Below are 19,359 nucleotides of genomic sequence, written 5' to 3' on the forward strand. Positions count from 1 at the left end.
CTAGTCCCGCGGATGAACCATATCTTCCGGTTTGATCCACTGGCGGAACTGGTCTTCGGTCAACAGGCCCAGATCAATACCGGCCTGCATCAACGTTGTGCCTTCCTTGTGGGCCTTTTTCGCGATCTTGGCGGCATTGTCGTATCCGATATGCGGGTTCAACGCGGTGACCAGCATCAGGCTTTCATGCAACAGCTTGTTGATCCGGTCCGTGTTGGCTTCAATCCCGACAACGCAATTATCGGTAAAGCTATTGCACGCATCGGCCAGCAGGCGGATGGATTGCAAGACGTTGTAAATGATCACGGGTTTGAACACGTTCAGTTCGAAATGCCCGTTGCTGCCCGCAACCGTCACGGTGACATGGTTGCCCATGATCTGTGCGCACACCATGGTCATGGCTTCGGACTGGGTCGGGTTGACCTTGCCCGGCATAATCGACGAACCCGGCTCGTTTTCTGGCAGGGAAATCTCACCAATGCCGCAACGCGGGCCGGAACCCAGCAAGCGCACATCGTTCGCAATCTTCATCAACGATACGGCCAGAACGTTCAAAATGCCGGACAATTCAACCATGGCGTCGTGGGCGGCCAGGGCTTCGAATTTGTTTTCGGCGCTGACGAATTCCAGACCTGTAATGGTGGCCACGTGTTCGGCAAATTTATCGGCAAAACCAACCTTGCAGTTGATGCCCGTGCCAACGGCGGTGCCGCCCTGGGCCAGTTGCATCAAACGCGGGGCTGCGGTGTGAACGCGGGCAATGCCCAATTCGATTTGCTTGGCATAACCGGAAAATTCCTGACCCAGCGTCATCGGGGTCGCGTCCTGCAAATGGGTGCGGCCGATTTTGACGATGTTTTCAAATTCGCGGGCTTTGATATCCAGCGCGGAATGCAGTTTTTCCAAAGCGGGCAACAATTCATGGTGAACTTCTTCCACGGCGGCAATGTGCATGACGGTGGGGAAGGTATCGTTCGACGATTGGCCCATGTTGACATGGTCGTTCGGGTGAACGGGCTTCTTGCTGCCCATCACGCCGCCCAGAATTTCAATCGCGCGGTTCGAAATAACTTCGTTCGCGTTCATGTTGGTTTGGGTGCCGGACCCGGTTTGCCATACGACCAGCGGGAAGTTATCGGCCAGCGTGCCGTCAATCACTTCCTCGGCGGCTTGCACAATCGCGGTACCGATCTTGGCATCCAGAATGCCCAGTTCCATATTGGCCATGGCCGATGCTTTCTTCTGCACGCCCAGGGCGCGGACCAGCGGTTTTGGCATGGTTTCGGTGCCGATCTTGAAGTTCTGCAGGGATCGCTGCGTCTGTGCGCCCCAATAATGATCGGACGGAACTTCAATTTCACCGAACGAGTCGGTTTCAATGCGGGGGGCGGCGGTACTCATGGCTGGTTTGCTCATCGGGCTGGCTTTTGCGTTCATGGTTGTTTCAACGAAAGTTACAAGTGAAAGACGATGAACGGTTTAGCATTCCCATCACCCCCTCACAAGCGGAAGGGGCGGGAAAAAGTCATTTAATTTACGTAATTTATCAGGCGATGATATCGGGAAGGAGCTGGCTTTCGATCTTCTGGATCGTGTCCTTCAGCGTCAACTTGCGCTTCTTCAACCGTTGCAGTTGCAGAAAATCAACCGGTTGGCGTTCCATCAACCGTTCAATCACTTGATCCAGATCACGGTGTTCGTGTTTCAGCTCGATAAGCTTTTCACGTAATGTCTCTTCGTCTTCCATGGGAATGCAAGCAACTCAACAAGCTGTCGTTTAAACAAGGCTATAATATTACCAGATAATCCATTGGGATGTAAGAAGGAATTGAACTTCCGCGCGCACGGGCGTAATCTGCGCTGGATCAAGGGGCGAGGTTCCCGTATAACAATCTGAATATAAACGAGAAATTTGAGGCGAGGGTGTGATGGCGGCGAAACGCATCGGTATTCTGACCAGTGGCGGCGATTGCGCGGGGTTGAACGCGATTATTCGGGGCGCGGTTCACGCCGCCCATAAAAAGGGCTGGGAAACCGTTGGTATTCTGAACGGCACAGCGGGTTTGTTTAAAACGCCTCCGGCTGTGCGCACGCTGACCCCGCTGGAAATTGACGGGCAGATCATGCGCCAGGGGGGCACGATTCTGGGGACCACGAACAAGGGCAACCCGTTCGCGTTCCCGATGGCGGATGGGTCGTTGAAGGATCGTTCGGGCGAAATCGTCGACGGGTTCAAGGCTCTGGGGCTGGACGCCATTATCGGTATCGGCGGTGACGGCAGCTTCGCGATTTTAAGCAAGCTGGCGAAGCAGGGCGGCATCAACATGGTGGGCATCCCGAAAACCATTGATAACGATATCGGCATGACCGAATTTTCCGTCGGTTTTGATACGGCTGTTGCGGTTGCGACCGAGGCGCTGGATCGCCTGCAACCCACAGCGGCCAGCCATGACCGCGTGATGATTTTGGAAGTCATGGGCCGCGATGCGGGCCATATCGCTCTGGCCGCCGGTATTGCGGGCGGTGCGGATGTCATCCTGATCCCTGAAATTCCATATAGCATCGAAAGCGTGGCGAAGAAGATCAAGGCCGTGAAGGATTCCGGCCGTAACTTCGCTCTGGTCGTTGTCTCCGAAGCCGTAAAAACGACCGATGGCGGCAAAGTTCAAACCGAATACACAGACGGCGAAAAGCGCTATGGCGGTATTGGCCAGTACATCGGCGCGCAAATTGCCGAGGCCACAGGGTCCGAAACCCGCGTCACGGTGCTGGGTCACGTGCAACGCGGATGCCCGCCAAGCTATAATGACCGTTTGCTGGGCACCGCCTTTGCGGTCAAGGCCGTTGATTTGATCGAAGAGGGTAAATTCGGGCGTATGGTGGCCTGGCAGAATCGCCAGGTGATCGATGTGGCGATCGAAGATGCCATCGCCGCGTATCAGCAGGTGGATATTGACAGCACTTTGGTGCATACTTGTCGTGCACTGGGGATTTCTTTGGGGGACTGATCCAACATGCTGTATGTCCAGCAATCACTGAACAAGGATGAAGAGCTCGTTTATGTCGGGCATTTCCACTGGATGTATAACGTCCAGGCGGTGATGGCGATTGTCTGGGGCGTTGTTGGGTGCATTGCTGTGATTGTCGGCGGTGTCTATGTCTGGGATCATTATCTCGGCGGGTTGGAGGCGGATACCTATCTGGGCAAAATCCGTGAATTGCATCCAGCCATTCGTCTGGGTGCGTTTCTGGTGTTTGTTCTAAGCCTGCTGCGCTTTGCGCAGATGATGGTGGTCAAGGCGACAACCGAAATCGCGGTCACAACATCCCGTCTGATTTTCAAACGCGGTCTGGTCGCCCGGTATGTCGGTGAGATGAGCATCGACCGGATTGAGGGCGTGAACGTCCTGCAAACCATCCTTGGCCGTATCTTCAACTATGGCCGCGTCATGGTCCGCGGCATGGGCGTGGGCGAGGTGATCCTACCCCCCATCGCGGACCCGATTGCCTTCCGCAAGGCGATTGATCGGGCGAAAAGCATCTGATTCGCATTTTGCTGATCTAATTATTAACGATTCAACGGGCTCTTCCTGTGCCAAAAGGCGTACAGGGGCATGGTGTGCTGTTGTAATAGTCTGAAATATAATGTTTTTGCTTTCCAATCCTTATCCCATTGTATGGTAAAGCTCTGTTAACCAATTGGCGCGACAATATAAGGGTGTGCAAAGGAGACCCCCTTATTATGTCCGCGCGTTTTTCTCGCCGTATATTCAAATCACTGATGATTGCCGGAGCCAGTGTCGCTATCGGCATCGGTGCGGCACAATATGCGCAGGCGGAGAGTGTTGCCGGCCCGACCAATCCATCGTTGAAGATGGCGGCGCTGCCCTTTGCGAATATCGGCGAAAATCGCATCATCCGGACCGAGATCAGCACGAAATTATCGTCTGGGTCGGTTGATGGGCGGCCCTTCCGCAATCCCGATGCGATGCAGGCGGCCTACGCCAGCCGTAATGGCGAACCGCTATGGATCGGCCGGAGCGGGGTATCGGATCATGTTGCAGATTTTATTGCTGTGCTGGAAGAGTCGTGGACGCACGGTTTAAATCCGGAACAATATCATCTGACACAAATCAAAACGTTGGCGGGATCTGAAAGCCCGCAGGATAAAGCGCATCTGGATCTGTTAATCAGCGATGCCGTGATGCGCTATGGCCAGGATGTTACCGGCATGCGCGTTGCCCCTGACCGCATTCGCCAGAAGGCAGAATATTGGCGCCAGCCCATGGCTGCGGGGGATGTGTTGATGCAGGTGTCTGCGTCTGATGATCCGGCGGACACGTTGGAAGACCTCGCGCCACAAGGATCGTTGTATGATCGCTTGCGCGACGAACTGGTGACGCTCAGCCGTTCACCAGAACGTGCGGCCGAGGACGCCGGACCGGTGAATTTTGGTGGCGGCTTGCTGCGCCCGGGTGAGTATCACAAAAACGTTCCGGTTTTGCGTGCGCGCATGGGCCAGACGCATGATCCGGCATACGGACCGGAAAATTTGTATGATGATGAACTGGCTGCCGCCGTTATGAAGTTTCAGGCGCAGCATGGCCTGTCTGCCGATGGCGTTCTGGGGCCAAAAACGCTGGCCTTTATGAACCAATCTGTCCGCCAAAAGATGGAACAGATTATCGTCAACCTGGAACGCCTGCGCTGGTTGGAACAGGAAAAGCCGCATCGTTATATTCTGGTGAATATTCCGTCCGCGACCTTATGGGCGGTTGAGGGCAATTCCGTCGAGGCCCAGATGCCCGTTATCGTAGGACGCAAGGACCGGCCGACGAAAAGCTTTACCACCGAAATCACCGGCATTCGTTTCAATCCGAAATGGAACGTGCCAACCACCATTAAAACCAAAGACTATCTGCCCCGGCTGAAAGAGGATCCGTATTATCTGCAGGATAAAGGGATTGAGGTCTATCGCGTGATCGAAGGGCGCCGTGAAACGGTTGATCCGGCGTCGGTGGATTGGGCCAATATGACCCGGGCCGATCTGGCGCGTCTGAATATGCAACAGGGATCAGGCGACAACAATGCGTTGGGCCGTATCCGCGTGTTGATGCCGAACCAGTACGATATTTACCTGCATGACACCAATTCACCCGGCCTGTTCGCCAACAATGACCGGACGCTCAGTTCCGGCTGTGTCCGTATGGCCGATCCGGAGAAAGTGGCCCGTTTTATCCTCGGCCCGAATCCGGGATGGAGCGATGACCGGATGCATGGCCTGATTGCCCGTGGATCAACATCCGAAGTGAAGGCGGAGCAGACGCTTCCCGTCTACTTCCTGTACCAGACTGTTTGGCTGGATAACCGGGGTCAACTGGTCTACGGGCCGGACATCTATAATGAGGATCAGCGTCTTTTGGCCGTCCTAAAGGATATGAAAGCCTATGCGATTCCGGATAGGGATGGGGTGAAATTTGCCGCCATTTCCCAGAATCCTGTTGTTCGATAGAAAATAACCTTTGTTTTTCAGCGCACTAATCTGCGCCCTTGTTGCTGTGGACCCGAGGCCATAAAATTGGCCTCGGGTCTTTACATAGGGTCCCTCAGAGGCAATACTCCTGCCTCGCATCTCTGAAACAACAAAGGTTAAAAGAGAAATGCTTTTCGACAATGAAAATGGCGTGTCGCCATTGATCGGTCGGCGTGAAGTTCTGAAGTTCGGCATGATGGCTGCGGTCACCGGGGCTGGTGGATGTTTAATGTCCGCGCCCGCACTGGCTGCCCTGAAAATGCCCAAGGCTGACTCTTATCGCGTTACCATTCACAACGCCCATACGAACGAAAGCTTCAATGGGGTGTACCGGATCGGCAATCGTTATTTGCCCGATGCGTTTGAACGTCTGAACGTCGTTCTGCGCGATTTCCGCACCAATGAAGTGTTTCCGATCGATCCGCGCGCGATTGATATCCTGTTTGTCCTGCAACAGAAAATCGGTAAAAACCAGCCGCTGGAAATTCTGTCGGGCTATCGTTCGCCGAAAACCAACACCATGTTGCGCAAGGCCAGCGGCGGGGTTGCCAAAAACTCCCTACACATGGTTGGCCAGGCGATCGACATCCGGGCGCCGGGCTATTCCACACGCCGCCTGCGCGATATGGCCATCGGGCTGAAGGCGGGTGGGGTCGGCTATTATTCCCGCAGCGACTTCGTCCATGTGGACACGGGCAAGGTCCGAAGCTGGTAGTAAGTTTTAAAAAACGGCCAATAGGGCCGTTTTTTTATGGTTCCATCATATAAAGTAAAATCATGGAAAGCTGGCGTGATCATGGAATTGTTCTGGCCGTCCGCGCGCATGGCGAGGGCGGGGCGGTGGTTTCGGTTTTGACCGAAACCTATGGCCGCCACGCAGGGTATGTGCGCGGGGCGGGATCATCACGCCTGCGCGGCATTCTGGAGCCCGGCAATCTGGTTCAGGTGGAATGGCGGTCCCGTGTGGCGGACCAATTGGGCAGTTTTGCGATTGAACCCGAACGGGCCATTACTGGACCGTTATTAAGCGACCCGCTGAAACTGGCGGCGCTGACATCGGCGTGCGCGTTGTGTGATTTTGCCTTGCCGGAACGTGAAGCACATCCGGGCCTGTTTCACGGCTTGCTGGCTTTGCTGGATACCATGGGCAATGACGATATCTGGGGCGCGGCCTATGTGATGTGGGAAATCGCCTTTATGCGCGAACTGGGGTTCGGGCTGGATTTTTCGCGCTGTGTCGCGGGGGGCGATTCCAACCGTCTGGCCTATATCAGTCCCAAATCCGGTCGGGCGGTGAGTGTGGATGCCGCCGCGCCTTATAAGGAAAAACTTCTGCCCTTGCCGGGATTCCTGAAATCCCCCGGACTGGACGGGGCGGGTGAGGCCGGGATGGATGATGTTCTGACAGGCCTGAAAATGAATGCCTATTTTCTGGAACATTGGGTGTTTGTCCATCACAGCCGGGGACTGCCCGAACCGCGCCTGATTTTACAGGACCGTTTTGACCGGCTGGGCCGGGCGGCGTAATCGCAACATCTTAATATCCCCCTCTCCCATGGGGAGAGGGCTGGGGTGAGGGGGTAGGGCGGTTGTGTGTAAAGCGCGGACTGATCCATTAAAACCCCTCCCCCTAACCCCCTCCCTTTGGGAGGGGGGACTCTCGTGAAGACAGGGGAAAACTGTGCAAATCCGCTGGTTTTTTGCCTTTTGGGGCGGTAAATTCCCGCCATGGCACCACGTAAAAAAAGCACAAACGAAACCCCTCCGTCCCCCCCGACCGCAGTGATTGACCAATCGCTGGGCGATATTCTGTCGGAACGGTATCTCTCTTACGCTCTGTCGACGATTATGTCGCGGTCGCTGCCCGATGTGCGCGACGGGTTGAAGCCGGTTCACCGCCGCCTGTTGTTCGCGATGGACCAGTTGAAACTGACTCCGGACCAGGGTCCAAAAAAATCGGCGCGTGTGGTCGGTGATGTCATCGGTAAATTCCACCCGCACGGGGACCAGTCGGTATACGACGCACTGGTTCGTCTGGCGCAGGATTTCGCGGTTCGTTATCCGCTGGTGAATGGCCAGGGGAACTTCGGTAACATTGACGGCGATAACGCGGCCGCCATGCGTTACACCGAAGCCAAAATGACCGAAGTCGCGCGATTGATGTTGGAAGACATCGATCAGGACGCGGTTGATTTCCGCCCGACCTACGACGGATCGGGGGAAGAACCGCTGGTGATGCCGGGCGCGTTCCCGAACCTGCTGGCCAACGGGTCATCCGGTATTGCCGTGGGTATGGCGACAAACATTCCGCCGCATAACGTCGCCGAACTGTGTGACGCCATGAGCATGATGCTGGATGATGCCAACGTCACGGTGAAAGACCTTCTGAAACACGTGAAGGGCCCGGACTTCCCCACGGGCGGCATTCTGGTCGAGCCGAAAGAAAATATTCAGACCGCATATGAAACCGGTCGTGGTTCCTTCCGCCTGCGCGCGCGCTGGGAGAAGGAAGAGCTGAAAGGTGGCGGGTACCAGATCGTCGTCACCGAAATTCCGTATCAGGTTCAGAAATCAAAACTGGTTGAACGTCTGGCCGAATTGATCGTCACCAAAAAGGTTCCGATGCTGGACGACGTGCGGGATGAAAGCGCGGAAGATATCCGCCTTGTCCTCGTGCCGAAAACCAAACTGATCGAACCCGAATTGCTGATGGAAGCGTTGTTCCGCAATTCCGATCTGGAAACGCGGTTCTCGCTGAACATGAACGTTCTGGATAACGGCGTAACCCCGCGCGTGATGAACCTGAAAGAGGTTTTGTCCGCATGGCTGAAGCACCGTCAGGAAGTTCTGGTCCGTGTATCGGCGCACCGTCTGGAAAAGGTTCTGCATCGGATCGAGGTTTTGGACGGTTATATGATCGTCTATCTGAACATCGACGAGGTGATCAAGATCATCCGCGAAAGTGATGAGCCGAAGCCGAAATTGATGAAAAAATTCGGTCTGACCGAAAATCAGGCCGAGGCGATTTTGAACATGCGTTTGCGGTCTTTGCGCAAACTCGAAGAAATCGAAATCAAGAAAGAGCACACCAGCCTGTCGAAAGAACGCGACCAGCTGCAAGCCTTGATCAAATCAGAAGCCAAACAATGGGCCGCCATCCGTAAACAGGTGGAGGGGCTGAAAGAAGTGTTTGGCCCGAAAACCGCACTGGGCAAACGCCGCAGCGTGATCGGTAAAACACCGGCCCCGGCGGCGGTTGAGAATCTGGAAGAGGCGCTGGCCGCGATTGATAAAGAACCCGTCACCGTGATCCTGTCCGCCAAGGGCTGGATCCGCGCGATGAAGGGCCATGGCCACGATCCGAAGGAGTTTAAGTTCAAGGATGGTGACAAAGGCCGCTTTGAAGTTGAGTGTCAGACGACGGATAAAATTTCCTTGTTCGCGACCAATGGTCGGTTCTACACGATCGGGGCGGACAAACTGCCGTCGGGCCGCGGGTTCGGTGAACCTGTGCGCTTGATGATCGATCTGCCGAACGATGCCGATATTCTGGCTGCGATGATTTATAATCCGGACCAAAAATTCCTGATCGCCAGCGATGATGGCCGTGGCTTTATCGTCGCGACCAAGGACGTTTTGGCCCAGACCAAAAACGGCAAGCAGATCCTGAACGTCGATACGGGCAGCGAAGCCAAAATCTGTGTTGAAATCCTGCCGGGTCATGACCATCTGGCCGTTATCGGCACCAACCGCAAAATGCTGGTCTTCCCGCTGGATCAAATCCCGGAAATGTCCAAAGGGAAGGGCGTCGCCCTGCAAAAAATCAAGGACGGCACATTGGCCGATGCCAAACCGTTCAACATGAAGCAAGGCCTGACCTTCCGCTCGGGTTCCAGCGAGAAGAAAGTGGACGGGATCAAAGGCTGGCTGGGCGAACGGGCTCAGGTCGGGAAACTTCCTCCCAACGGCTTCCCACGCACACCGAAATTCGATTAACAAAAACCCCCGCGATGTGCGGGGGTTTTTATTCTCATCAACACAAGATGTCATTCCCGCGAAAGCGGGAATCCATACAGACGATGGATAGCCCCGATGGATTCCCGCTTTCGCGGGAATGACAAATCAGAAGACGGATAAGTAGCGCTTAGGGGAAATAAACCTCACCCGGTGTCCGTTTGAATGTGCCAACCGGTTTCTGGTTGATGTCCTTGGTCGGGTCGGTGGCGGGGGGCTTGTCCATTTTGACACCGCGTTTTTCCAACTCCTGCACCGCAACTTTATTCAGGTCTTCGCGTAACAGGATAATGCTGATACGGCGATTGCGGGCATCCTGCGGGTTGTCTTTGAACAAATGGTCGGTATCGGCCTTGCCCACAACATCGGACAGGCGCGGTTCTGGAATACCATCATCCATCAAAACGCGGCGGGTGGCGTTGGCGCGGTCGGCGGACAGTTCCCAGTTGGTATAGGTCGCGCCGTCACGGTATTTAAAGCTGTCCGTATGGCCGCGAACCGATACGTTATTCGGCATGGATTTCACGACTTCGGACACGGCGGTCATCAGTTTCTTGGTTTTGTCGAACATCTGGGCGCTGCCCTTCGGGAACATCGGGTCACCCTCCTGGTCGACGACCTGAATGCGAAGCCCTTCCGGTGTGATATCAACCATCAGGTTTTTGGCCAGTTCGGCCAATTCCGGATTTTCTGCGATTTTTTTCTCTAATTCTTCCTTGGCTTCTTCGAAGCGTTTTTCTTCTTCTTGCGCCAGTTCAGCTTTCAACTGTTCCAATTGCTGGTCCGTGGCGGTGTCTTCCGGTTTTTCTTCGCCGCTTTCGCCGCGTTCAAAACTGCGGGTTGTTGTGCCGCTGGTCTGGGGCAGGGAGATGTTCTGCATCGTCGATGTCATCGCCCCTTCGGTCGACATCGCGGTCCCGCCCATAATACCACCCGCGCCGCTCATGCTTTCGGATACTTTGGGGTGGGTAGGGTCGAAATAGTTGGAAATGGCGTTGCGTTGTTCTTCGGTCGTCACATTCAGAAGCCACAGCAGAAGGAAGAACGCCATCATCGCGGTCACGAAGTCGGCATAGGCCACTTTCCACGCGCCACCATGGTGGCCGCCGCCGCTTTTTTTGATCTTCTTGATAATAATTGGACGTTGATCGTCTTTCGATCCTTTGCCTTTGCTCATCGCAAACGATCCTTATCTTAACCCGGGGCTGGCAGTTCGTTCAGTTTTTCCTCCAGCTCCATAAAGCTGGGTTGAACGTGGTGGGGCAGGAATTTACGGGCGAATTCAACGGCCACCTGCGGTGCGGCCCCGTTCAGGAAGGCAATCACGGCAACCTTCATGCAGCGGTAATACAGAACTTTGGATTGGGCCTTGCTGCCCAGGGCGCTGGCGATCGGGCCAACAATACCATAGGCCACAAACACGCCCAGGAATGTACCGACCAGCGCGCCACCGATCATTTTACCCAAAACTTCCGGCGGTTCGCTAATCGCGCCCATTGTTTTAATAACGCCCAGAACGGCGGCCACAATGCCCAGCGCCGGAATACCATCGGCCATGGTCTGGATCGCGTGGGAGGGGTGCATTTCCTCGTGGCTGATGGTCTCGATTTCCTCGTCCATCAGGGCTTCGATCTGGTGCGGATCTTCGTTCCCCAGCGAAATAATGCGCAGATAGTCGCAGAAAAACGTCGTTGCGTGGTGGTTCGCGGCAAAGCCCGGAAATTGTTTGAACAATTCGCTGTCGTGCGGGTGTTCAATATGTTGTTCCAGTGCCAGCCAGCCCTTCGTCCGGGCCAGTTTGAACGTCATGAACAACATGCTCAGCAATTCCATGTAATCTTTTTTGCTGTGCGCTTCCGGCTTGATCAGGCAGTCGAATTCTTTCAGCGTGTGTTTGATCACGTCGGTGGAGTTCGCGATCATGAAGGCACCGATGGCGGCACCCAGAATAATCAGGGCTTCGTAGTGAAGAACGGCGAGAATGGCGCCAATGTGACCGCCGGCCCACATATAGCCGCCGAAAACTGTCGCAAAAACAAAAATAATACCGAAAATCTTCATAGTGAACGCGGAGCCGTTGCTTGTGGGTTAATAAAACTAAGCGGTTTGATTGTATCCTATGTCGTCTCGGCCTGCATCCAGTTTGTGTATTCCGGTTTCGGCATCGGTTTGGAGAAGAGGTAACCCTGACCGTACCCAATCCCCAGCGACCGGACCTTGTCGGCTTGGTCCTGTGTTTCGATCATTTCGGCGATGACCTTAATTTCCAGATCGCGGCACATCTGGCTCAGGTTTTTCACCATGATGGCATCGCGTTCGGAGTTGAGAATCTTTTTCGTATACTGCCCATCAATCTTCACATAATCCACGTGAATGCGGTGCAGGTATTGGAACGAGGCGGAACCGGCGCCAAAGTCATCAAGGCAGACCTTGAACCCGTCGTCCTGCAGAATTTTGACGAAATGGTTCACCATATCCAGATCCTGAATGGTCGTAGATTCCGTAATCTCGAACATCAAACGATCGGACAGGGTTTTGTTCATCATCAATTTGGCGTGCAGGGTTTTGAAAAACTGTTCGTTTTGAATCGATTGGCCGGACAAGTTCACCGCAAACTTCGTGCGGCGGCCGGATGATTTATAGAGCAGATAGTTAATGGCGCGCTCGCAGACGGCAATATCGAAATCTGCGGCCATCCCGATATCTTCGCCAAAGACAATCCATTCCTGGGTCGGGGTGTTGTCGCGGAAACGGGACAGCATTTCAAAGTGTACGGCATCACCCGTTTTCAAATCCACAATCGGCTGGAAGTGGAGGTCAAAAGCCAGCTGTTCTACCATGGTTTTGAACTGGCTGATCTTCTGGGCGTTCACGCTGACATACGCCTTGAAGCCGGAGTTCAGCGTTTCGATGGAGAGGGATGTTCCCTTCCGCTCGAATTCGTTGATGGTGTAAATCAGCGCCTTGGTTGTTTCGCGGTCGCTCAGGGTTGTCAGGTCGGCGGATACGGTTTTGCTCTCTACTGTAAAGCCTGTTCCGGTGGGGTCGTTTTCTTTAGCCAATCTCTCAATTTCGCCGCGCAACATATCGGCATTGATGGCTTTATCGTGAATGACGCTATAGCGACCATCGGCGATTTCTGCCGCCGCTTGGCCATCCACGGATTTGGAACTGAGCAGGGATGTCATGGCGTCGCGGAACTGGTTCCACTGTTCGTCGCCGATGCGGCCACGGACTTCGCCAATGTTGGCAATGTCCAGCAGGGTCATGTCCAAATCCTGACCGAGTGATTTTGCCAGATCGAGCGCTTCCTTCGCCGCGGCCAGGAAGCTTTCCTTGTCCAGCAGTTCGCGGTCCTCGTAAAACTTTACCTCTTCAGCGTGTTTCGACATCAGGACATTGGAGAAGCCGATGGACAGGTAAAATTTATCACTGTCCGGCATGCGAATGGCGCTGAGCAGGGCCTGGTGCCCGCCGCCAATGGTTTCTTCCAGTGTCACAAGAACCGGGCCGCAACGTTGTGCCATGCGGGCGCGTTCTTTCATGCTGGACAGGGTGGTGCGGTCATTTGGGGAAAACATATCGAGCCAGCGAAGGCCCAGCAGGCTTTTGTCATTGATGCCGACCAGCGAGCGGGCAGCGCCCAGGGCATAGGCGATCGTTCCGTCCTCTGCGACCTCAATCAAGAGGTCGGACGTCGCAAACGAAAACGCGAGGAAGCGGTCGCGTTGTTTTTTGATTTTATCGAGCTTGTCGTCTGCCATGCCGATTTTCGAGCCGTCACAGCTCCCCATAGAAATATACGCTGAATGCACCGGACGAATCTGTCCGGCGCGGGTCTTCGAAGCCCCCAGTCTGGCAGGCGAAATTTACTATTTAGTTAAGGGATTTAGGGCGCATTTTCCCTATTGATCATCCCTGTTGCTGGCTTGCAAATGGCCCCCATTCGTTACAGGATTTAGGCCGCAGGTAATCGTGTTCAAGATAGAGTAGGGCATGCCATGGCATCACAGATCATAACCGACCCGCATTTGCGCGTTGAAACCCACGGATCCGTTGGGTTTTTGACACTGGATCGTCCCCAAGCGTTGAATGCGCTGACCCTGGGGATGATCCGGGGTATCCACGCGGCGTTGGAGGCTTGGCGGGATGATGATGGTATTCGGGCCATTATTATCCGTGGCGCGGGGGATCGTGCCTTTTGCGCGGGAGGGGATGTGAAGGCTGTGTACGAGGCGGGTGTGAATGTGACGGATCCTGATGCCAAAACCGCCATCGCCCGTGTGTATTTTGCCGATGAATACCGCATGAACCGGGCCTTATTCCATTTCCCGAAGCCGATTGTCGCATTTATGAATGGCATTACGATGGGCGGTGGGTATGGTGTTGCCGGGCCGTGTCGTTTCCGTATCGCGTCCGAGAAAACGTTGTTTGCCATGCCGGAGGTGGGGATTGGATTTTTCCCTGATGTGGGGTCGGTCTATTTTCTGACGCGGGCCTCATCACCCGGTGTAGGGCTGTGGCTGGCCTTAACGGGTCAGGCTGTGCCTGCGTCCGACATGGTGTATGCCGGGTTGGCGGATGCGTTCGTCCCGTCGGCTGACCATGATGATCTGGTGACGTCCATAATTCATGCCGCGAATGCCAGTACCGATGCGCGCACGGCGGAGGTCGCCATTGCGGCCTTGTTGCCATCCGGAAGGGGCGGGGCTGGTGCCTCCGCGCTGGCGCGCCATGCAGAGGCTGTGGCGGAGGTTTTTAAACTAGAATCTCACCTTGAGAAAATTCTGCAAGACTCTGAAACTTCAGGGAATAGTTTTTTAAACGAAACGGCGCGTATTGTAAAAACGAGGGCGCCACTCAGCCTGAAAATCACCCATGAGTATATGCGCCGGATGCAGGGCGCGTCCTTCGATGCGGTCACGGCGATGGATTATCGTCTGGCCATCGCCTTTATGCGCGATCATGATTTTTACGAAGGCATTCGTGCTGCGCTGGTCGACAAGGATAAAGACCCGCATTGGAGTCCGGCAGCGCTGGGGCAGGTGAGTTCTGCTATGGTCGATGCGTATTTTTCAGATAACTATCCCGATCTGGATGCGGCTTAAGCCCGTATGCGGGAATGGCGTTTAAAGGAAAATTAACTTGTCACCCGCCATATTAAGGTTATGATTCAATTAGGATTCAGGGTTTAACGACCCGATCGTCCTTCCACGCTTTCGCGTATTCACGCTTTCAAGACGGAGCATCTATAGTGACCACACCGTATTATGACGCCATCCAGTTGATTGAACGGCTGCACCGTTATTTCCTCGACGTGCTGAAGGTCGAGCTGGACCGCCGCGGCGTGCAGGACATTAACAACGTCCAGTCGATGATCCTGTATAACATCGGTGATGATGATTTGACGGTTGGTGAATTGACCATCCGTGGTTATTACCTCGGGTCCAACGTGTCTTATAACGTGAAGAAGATGGTCGAAAACGGCTATCTGATTCAGGAACGTTCTGTTCACGACAAGCGCTCCATCCGCGTTCGCCTGTCGGACAAGGGCACGGCGCTGCGTGATGCAATCGCGCAAATGTTGAAACGCCACGAAGAAAAACTGGGCGGCACCGAACTGACCACCCAGCGTCTGAGCGACCTGAACCATACGCTCCATTTGATCGAACGGTTCTGGGCCGCGCAAACCGGATTCACCGGAGCATTGGCTGCCGAAGATTTCGATTGAGGGTTTTGGGGACCAGCCCGGTGAAAACGATGATCGACGACCATCCTGTATCACCGCTGGCTTCCACCACTTCCCGTGTTCACTTTCCGATTGATGGGCAATCGCCCTGGGTGAATGTCCTGCGCATGATGGTTTTTGGCTCCGCCGCGACCGGCTTGGTTGTGGCGGGGTTTTTACTTTCTGATCCCGGCTTCCAACATGCCGGAATTGTGTTGCCCATTCTGGCGGCATTGTTGATTGCGGAATTTATTATCGTGCGCGCGTTTGTGATCCCTCGCAATCGCAACTATGCCCGGTTTCGTATCACTGAGCGCCGGATTGAACTGTTCCCCCTAACGCCCTCCGGTTTGGGCATGGCCCGCGAGCCGAATGCTCTGTTTCCAACCGAATATGAGGGCGTGTCGGTTCTGCCAGAACGGGGAGGCGACGCCTCTGTTGTCACATTGGTACATAAAACCCCCGCCAAAAACCTCCCCGCCCGCAGCTTCACCAACGACAACGACGCCCGCAACTACGCCATCGCATTGGCCGATGCGCTGGGGTTGAAGGTGGTTTCATAGCGGGTAAGTACCATGGCGGGCAGGGATTATTATTCATTAAAGCTGAAGAAATTTCTGCCTGTCGCATTGGGGGGCGGTGTTGAGGGGTGTTGGTGGCTTTTATTTTCCCTCTTTTGTGTCGCTCCGTCTGCTTTTTTTAAAATATTTCCTTTCGATGCATGCGCGATTCCTGCGGATGTTTTGTCGCTTTATGATTGGGATAGAAGTGGCTGGATGGTTCCTGATTGCGTGGCCAGTCACTTTATTGGCATATCATTGATTATGATGGCGATTTTTACGGCGTTGTCTTTTATTTTGCTGCGCTTCTTTGGGTATATCGGTATCGCAGGGTTATTGGGAGGTGTCGGTCTTGTTGATGGCACTGACGGTGGTCGTGTAAAAATAAAAACGGCTTTGAAGTTCATTCTCTATCGCCCCGTTATGATTGGTTTGGGTGTCGTGGCGCTGTTTTTTTTAATCTCTGGTGGTGTGATAGATATATACATTTTCCTAAAAATTATGGTGCTGGCGTTGTTTGTCGGTGTGTGCCTTGGGATTTATGATACTTTTTCTACGAACGAAGCCACCTATATCGAGCGCGTAAGTGGGGCTCGTTTTGTTTTAAGATATAAGGGGCAGAAATATTGGAATGAAAAGGCCCGTAAAATGCGGCGTGGCTGGCGGCGCATTTTGAACGGTTCTGGTTTTTATTTTAATGCGCTTGCTTATGTTTTTTGGTTATTTGTTGTTGCTGTGATGGCGTTTAATCTCATGCGCGAGCCTCTGTTTTTAAATACATCGAAAACACAGGCGTTGTATGAGCGACCTGCGCCGCAGTGGGATGATAATATGGCTGTTGCAATGGCAGGTCTTGTCGCGCCAGCCGATGTGTCTGATAGCTATGAATATGGGCGTGAGCGATCCGAGTTTTACCTCAATACCATCAATAAAATGAAAAGTATGTTGCGTATAAAGTCGTATGTCGATGTACATGATGACGCACTGTTACGGCATTCTCTTGAACGTGAAGAGCGAGAGATTGCCTCCTTTGATGCGAGTGGCGAGGTTAATCTTTTTTGTGCATCCAACATGCATATTTCCAAGGATCCTGAGAAATGCCCTGCGGGATCGGCTGATATAAGTGAGGCTATAGAGCGTAACAAGATTTTATGGGACCGGTTTCAGAAAATACCCGATTACAAAGTGTTTGGGGTGTTGGATGGAAATTACCCATGGGGATTGCTGATTTCTCTTTCTGAGGTTGAGGCTGGACATATTTTATCTTTGCAACGTCAAGGGATGCGCGACAAGGCTGTAAAGGAGTGGCTGCGATTTGTGGTCGCTTATGACCGAATGGTTCGTGGCACAAATAACTCTATCGATAAACTGTCTAGTTTTATACTCTTTGGAATTCACATCAATGCGTTGGAGTCCATGTTATTTAATGATCCTGATATTGCGCGTGATTTCGGTGATGACCTTGTTGCTTCTTTGACGTTGCAGAACATAAATGAAATTGGAACAGGGGATCTTGTTGCGGGGGATTGGGCGAAGCAATCAATACTCGTTTATATGTTGTTTGGAAAATCGCCCGCGCAAAATGAACGAATGTTCCGTTGTATAGAGCAAAATTCTTACTTTTCTTCTATGCCAGCGGCGGAATTTTTTGCGGAAAATGATCGTAAAGTTTGTCCTGATCTTGGTCCTGAGCAGGGTTATGACATATTGTCGTGGGCATTCTCTCAGTCTGGGTTTTTTATGACGAATATATTTAATGTTTCATTGAGAGATAATCAGGGCGATGTTATTAAGTTTTCTCATAATTTAATCTCAAAATCTGATCTTGCTCGTGCGGCTATCTATCTACTGAAGAACGATGTTTCCGCAGATCAAGTTCCGAATGTTCTTGGAACGCTAAAATCGGAACGTCCGATTTTATGGGATCCGGAAAAACATTGGATTTATGTTGAAAATTCACACGAAACGGACCCTGAGCCGAAGTTAAAATTTAGCCTCAACCTAAAACGTAAAGTGCAATAATGCCGCGTTTATCTTTCCCTCTGCACCTCAATCTCCCTTATGCGCTAGAGCGTGATCCGCCGGCGTTTGAGGATAATGCGATTAAGTATCCGGAGGCGCTGGCTCGGCATTTTATCAAAGCCTATACCAAGCGTGGGGATCGGGTGTTTGATCCGTTTGCGGGGTTGGGGACGACATTGTTTGTGGCCGAGGAATTGGGGCGGGTGCCGTTTGGCATTGAATATGATGCGCACCGCCATGAATGGGTGGCGGGGCAGTTGGATCATTGGACCAATATGGTGTGCGGTGATGCGGGTGCGATGGAAAAGTTTGGTTTCCCGAAGATGGATTTTTGCATGGCATCGCCGCCCTTCATGCGGGTGACGGACAAATGGAACCCGCTTTATGCCGGAAACCCGAAACAGGCCGGGTATGACCGGTATTTAAAGCGTATGGGCGTGATTTATGCGCGGCTGGCCAATGTGATGAAGCGCGGGGCTGTGGTGGTGGTTCATGCGGACAATCTGCCGGGGGCGACATACACGCCGTTGGTGCGGGATTTAAGTTTTGTGATCGGAAAAACCATGCGGTTGGAATCCGAAACCATCGTGCAATGGACCGGCCGGGCGGTGCCGCAGGATTATGCGCATACCCACTGTCTGGTGTTTCGGAATGTGAAGCCCTAACGCGTTTTACGCGTGCCCGCCGTCATGCCCGTGCGGATCAAGGCCCCAACGCGCTTCGTAGAAGGGTTGGGTTTCTTGTAGAAGATAGGCGGAAACCCCTGTCGGATTATCAATCGTTTTCCGGTCAATAAACAGAATATCGACAACTTCGTCCGGGATGACGTCGGCGGCAATGCTGCCGGCTTCGGCGGAGATGCGTTCGAAATGGTGTTCGTCCGTCACAACACCGACCAGGATATGGGGTTGGGGCTCTGCACCGCCGGAATAGGCAATGGCGGCCAGCCATGCGCTGTGCACCGCATGTTCACCCGCGAAATAAGTGGTGAGGGAATGGACGAGGGCGCTTGGGTATTCGCTGGGTTGGCCAATCACAACTTGCGTGTCTTTTTCAACCACCATGCGTTCGCCCGTGGCACCCGGCGTGCCGCCGTCCAGCAGGGTTTCGATTTCTTCCGGTGAAAATTCCTTCGCATGGTCGGAATAGGGGTTCAGAACCAACGCCGTGCCTTGAGTCATTTCCAAAAATATTTTGGCGGGCAGGCGCAGATAGGGCACATCGTCCTGCGTCGCCTTCATCAATTCATGCAAAGATGTGAAGAACGGAATGACATTTTGGCCTTCGCGGTTGGACCAGCTTTGAATCTGGACGCTGCTGCCGCCTTTGAGAGTCAGGTCGTCGTCGCCATCTTCGTGGCCTGCGGCGGAGCCGATGACCAGAATTTCCGAGATCATCAAACGGCGGTAAAATTCCGGGCGGTGTGCCGCTTCGGCACTGGCCAGCGCCAGAATTTCGTTCAACGGGTCCTGTTCATCATCAAAGTGCATGCACGCAGTTCC

Annotated in this window: 17 protein-coding genes; 11 read left to right on the forward strand and 6 right to left on the reverse strand. The window is 53.6% G+C overall.

Translation table 11 applies throughout. The features are described from left to right. On the reverse strand, positions 1 to 1,437 hold the full coding sequence (gene fumC, locus MICA_RS04530) for a class II fumarate hydratase (protein ID WP_148260423.1): 1,437 nt from the start codon (positions 1,435 to 1,437) through the stop codon (positions 1 to 3). Positions 1,438 to 1,546: 109 nt separating this feature from the next. Next, on the reverse strand, positions 1,547 to 1,747 hold the full coding sequence (locus MICA_RS04535) for a YdcH family protein (protein WP_014102522.1): 201 nt from the start codon (positions 1,745 to 1,747) through the stop codon (positions 1,547 to 1,549). A 181-nt stretch (positions 1,748 to 1,928) separates the two neighbouring features. On the opposite strand from MICA_RS04535, the gene MICA_RS04540 reads away from it, so the two are divergent. The 6 genes from MICA_RS04540 (at position 1,929) to parC (ending at position 9,529) form a co-directional block, all read left to right on the forward strand. Then, on the forward strand, positions 1,929 to 3,008 hold the full coding sequence (locus MICA_RS04540; protein ID WP_014102523.1) for an ATP-dependent 6-phosphofructokinase: 1,080 nt from the start codon (positions 1,929 to 1,931) through the stop codon (positions 3,006 to 3,008). 6 nt (positions 3,009 to 3,014) lie between these two features. After that, positions 3,015 to 3,545, forward strand: coding sequence for a PH domain-containing protein (locus MICA_RS04545; RefSeq protein WP_014102524.1), 531 nt, complete (start codon positions 3,015 to 3,017; stop codon positions 3,543 to 3,545). 197 nt (positions 3,546 to 3,742) lie between these two features. Beyond that, the gene (locus MICA_RS04550) at positions 3,743 to 5,512 is read left to right on the forward strand and encodes a L,D-transpeptidase family protein (protein WP_014102525.1); all 1,770 of its coding nucleotides are present in this window, start codon (positions 3,743 to 3,745) and stop codon (positions 5,510 to 5,512) included. A 148-nt stretch (positions 5,513 to 5,660) separates the two neighbouring features. Next, positions 5,661 to 6,248 (forward strand): YcbK family protein, encoded by a 588-nt coding sequence (locus tag MICA_RS04555; protein ID WP_014102526.1) that lies wholly within the window; start codon positions 5,661 to 5,663, stop codon positions 6,246 to 6,248. Between the two features lie 62 nt (positions 6,249 to 6,310). Then, entirely contained in the window at positions 6,311 to 7,060 is a 750-nt protein-coding gene (gene recO, locus MICA_RS04560) for a DNA repair protein RecO (RefSeq protein ID WP_014102527.1), read from the forward strand. Positions 7,061 to 7,261: 201 nt separating this feature from the next. Beyond that, complete coding sequence (gene parC, locus MICA_RS04565; RefSeq protein WP_236619968.1) at positions 7,262 to 9,529, forward strand: DNA topoisomerase IV subunit A; 2,268 nt, start codon at positions 7,262 to 7,264, stop codon at positions 9,527 to 9,529. 148 nt (positions 9,530 to 9,677) lie between these two features. Here parC and motB read toward each other — a convergent pair whose 3' ends face one another. From motB to MICA_RS04580, 3 genes are read right to left on the reverse strand one after another with little or no spacing between them, the layout of a single operon-like run. Continuing rightward, positions 9,678 to 10,724, reverse strand: a complete 1,047-nt coding sequence (gene motB / locus MICA_RS04570) for a flagellar motor protein MotB (RefSeq protein ID WP_014102529.1) — start codon at positions 10,722 to 10,724, stop codon at positions 9,678 to 9,680. 17 nt (positions 10,725 to 10,741) lie between these two features. Further along, positions 10,742 to 11,608, reverse strand: coding sequence for a flagellar motor stator protein MotA (motA, locus tag MICA_RS04575; protein WP_014102530.1), 867 nt, complete (start codon positions 11,606 to 11,608; stop codon positions 10,742 to 10,744). A gap of 56 nt (positions 11,609 to 11,664) precedes the next feature. Beyond that, positions 11,665 to 13,311: an EAL domain-containing protein gene (locus MICA_RS04580; protein ID WP_014102531.1), complete on the reverse strand. Its 1,647-nt coding sequence runs from the start codon at positions 13,309 to 13,311 to the stop codon at positions 11,665 to 11,667. A gap of 237 nt (positions 13,312 to 13,548) precedes the next feature. Here MICA_RS04580 and MICA_RS04585 point away from each other — a divergent pair, with 237 nt between their 5' ends. From MICA_RS04585 to MICA_RS04605, 5 genes are all read left to right on the forward strand, one after another. Further along, positions 13,549 to 14,655: an enoyl-CoA hydratase/isomerase family protein gene (locus tag MICA_RS04585; RefSeq protein WP_014102532.1), complete on the forward strand. Its 1,107-nt coding sequence runs from the start codon at positions 13,549 to 13,551 to the stop codon at positions 14,653 to 14,655. 146 nt (positions 14,656 to 14,801) lie between these two features. Further along, a complete protein-coding gene (locus MICA_RS04590) occupies positions 14,802 to 15,278 on the forward strand; it encodes a MarR family winged helix-turn-helix transcriptional regulator (RefSeq protein WP_014102533.1) in 477 nt (158 codons plus the stop codon). A gap of 29 nt (positions 15,279 to 15,307) precedes the next feature. Next, positions 15,308 to 15,838, forward strand: a complete 531-nt coding sequence (locus tag MICA_RS04595; protein WP_041794335.1) for a hypothetical protein — start codon at positions 15,308 to 15,310, stop codon at positions 15,836 to 15,838. Positions 15,839 to 15,850: 12 nt separating this feature from the next. Next, the gene (locus MICA_RS04600; protein WP_014102535.1) at positions 15,851 to 17,857 is read left to right on the forward strand and encodes a hypothetical protein; all 2,007 of its coding nucleotides are present in this window, start codon (positions 15,851 to 15,853) and stop codon (positions 17,855 to 17,857) included. Then, positions 17,857 to 18,522 (forward strand): DNA methyltransferase, encoded by a 666-nt coding sequence (locus MICA_RS04605; RefSeq protein WP_014102536.1) that lies wholly within the window; start codon positions 17,857 to 17,859, stop codon positions 18,520 to 18,522. Before MICA_RS04600 ends, MICA_RS04605 begins: the two co-directional genes overlap by 1 nt. A 6-nt stretch (positions 18,523 to 18,528) precedes the next feature. On the opposite strand, the gene MICA_RS04610 is transcribed toward MICA_RS04605, so the two are convergent. Beyond that, on the reverse strand, positions 18,529 to 19,347 hold the full coding sequence (locus MICA_RS04610) for an enhanced serine sensitivity protein SseB C-terminal domain-containing protein (RefSeq protein ID WP_014102537.1): 819 nt from the start codon (positions 19,345 to 19,347) through the stop codon (positions 18,529 to 18,531). Positions 19,348 to 19,359: the final 12 nt, after the last annotated feature.

This window comes from Micavibrio aeruginosavorus ARL-13, assembly GCF_000226315.1.
GTDB lineage: Bacteria > Pseudomonadota > Alphaproteobacteria > Micavibrionales > Micavibrionaceae > Micavibrio > Micavibrio aeruginosavorus_B.

Excerpts from the sequence above, each read along its gene's own strand:
- fumC (WP_148260423.1), bottom strand. The coding sequence starts at position 1,437 with ATGAACGCAAAAGCCAGCCCGATGAGCAAACCAGCCATGAGTACCGCC.
- MICA_RS04535 (WP_014102522.1), bottom strand. The coding sequence starts at position 1,747 with ATGGAAGACGAAGAGACATTACGTGAAAAGCTTATCGAGCTGAAACAC.
- MICA_RS04540 (WP_014102523.1), top strand. The coding sequence starts at position 1,929 with ATGGCGGCGAAACGCATCGGTATTCTGACCAGTGGCGGCGATTGCGCG.
- MICA_RS04545 (WP_014102524.1), top strand. The coding sequence starts at position 3,015 with ATGCTGTATGTCCAGCAATCACTGAACAAGGATGAAGAGCTCGTTTAT.
- MICA_RS04550 (WP_014102525.1), top strand. The coding sequence starts at position 3,743 with ATGTCCGCGCGTTTTTCTCGCCGTATATTCAAATCACTGATGATTGCC.
- MICA_RS04555 (WP_014102526.1), top strand. The coding sequence starts at position 5,661 with ATGCTTTTCGACAATGAAAATGGCGTGTCGCCATTGATCGGTCGGCGT.
- recO (WP_014102527.1), top strand. The coding sequence starts at position 6,311 with ATGGAAAGCTGGCGTGATCATGGAATTGTTCTGGCCGTCCGCGCGCAT.
- parC (WP_236619968.1), top strand. The coding sequence starts at position 7,262 with ATGGCACCACGTAAAAAAAGCACAAACGAAACCCCTCCGTCCCCCCCG.
- motB (WP_014102529.1), bottom strand. The coding sequence starts at position 10,724 with ATGAGCAAAGGCAAAGGATCGAAAGACGATCAACGTCCAATTATTATC.
- motA (WP_014102530.1), bottom strand. The coding sequence starts at position 11,608 with ATGAAGATTTTCGGTATTATTTTTGTTTTTGCGACAGTTTTCGGCGGC.
- MICA_RS04580 (WP_014102531.1), bottom strand. The coding sequence starts at position 13,311 with ATGGCAGACGACAAGCTCGATAAAATCAAAAAACAACGCGACCGCTTC.
- MICA_RS04585 (WP_014102532.1), top strand. The coding sequence starts at position 13,549 with ATGGCATCACAGATCATAACCGACCCGCATTTGCGCGTTGAAACCCAC.
- MICA_RS04595 (WP_041794335.1), top strand. The coding sequence starts at position 15,308 with ATGATCGACGACCATCCTGTATCACCGCTGGCTTCCACCACTTCCCGT.
- MICA_RS04600 (WP_014102535.1), top strand. The coding sequence starts at position 15,851 with ATGGCGGGCAGGGATTATTATTCATTAAAGCTGAAGAAATTTCTGCCT.
- MICA_RS04605 (WP_014102536.1), top strand. The coding sequence starts at position 17,857 with ATGCCGCGTTTATCTTTCCCTCTGCACCTCAATCTCCCTTATGCGCTA.
- MICA_RS04610 (WP_014102537.1), bottom strand. The coding sequence starts at position 19,347 with ATGCACTTTGATGATGAACAGGACCCGTTGAACGAAATTCTGGCGCTG.